This is a genomic window from Mesorhizobium sp. CNPSo 4688, assembly GCF_057784295.1.
Window position 1 is genome coordinate 1 of the sequence record NZ_JBWLUY010000091.1, and the last position, 675, is coordinate 675.

The window sequence follows — 675 nt, forward strand, 5'->3', positions numbered from 1 at the left end:
GCCAGACCTGCCTGGTCCGGCGTTGGGGCCGGATTGGAACCACCGGCCGCACGATACAGCACTCCTTTGATACCGAGGGTGAAGCCGTCGCCCTTTTCCTCGAGCTGCTGCGCGCCAAGCGGATGCGTGGCTATCAGCCGCGATCCGCCCGACGCGCAGAAGCGATCCCGTCTGGTTGCTAGGCAGCCGCTAGGGCGACGGAAGCCAGGCTTTGAACAAAGTCGCTCGTTTACCCGGCGTGCGCGATGTCGCCAGTGGGAAGTCATCAATTGACGCTGCCTCATGCTCGCACTTTCGGGGCCGTTGAAGCCTCAGCGGTCCGCGGCCCGCGCCAGCGCAGGTGAAAAGCAGGGCAATACCTGCCCCTGTGGCTTAACGCTTTGCTTTGCGCCAACCGGCGGCCACCGCCCCTTCCTCGCTGCAGAACCAGCGCTCTCCCTTGCTGGTGGTGATTACGGTGCGATCGTAATACTCTTGGCCAGGCATGTGATAGATGTGCTCCCCGCGGGCACTGATGTTGCCCTTAATGTTGCAGGCACTGGGCGACGCTGCGAGCAGGGGAGCGATCGTCGATGGCGGTTCGTTGTCAGCGCGATGCTTGGCACGCCAATCCCAAGGCGCTTCAAACGTTCCTGCCCAGATGCCGACTTTTGCCGCCTTGGCCTTCTCCTGCAG

General features: G+C 63.1%; 2 protein-coding genes. One reads left to right on the forward strand and one right to left on the reverse strand.

Features of this window, described 5'->3' with window-relative positions; genetic code table 11:
• Positions 1-182, forward strand: a 182-nt coding sequence (locus AC04SH_RS34910; protein ID WP_488481876.1) for a WGR domain-containing protein, incomplete at its 5' end; no start/stop codon positions are given.
• 190 nt (positions 183-372) lie between these two features.
• Here AC04SH_RS34910 and AC04SH_RS34915 read toward each other — a convergent pair.
• On the reverse strand, positions 373-675 hold a 303-nt coding region (locus AC04SH_RS34915), incomplete at its 5' end, for a sunset domain-containing protein (protein WP_488481877.1).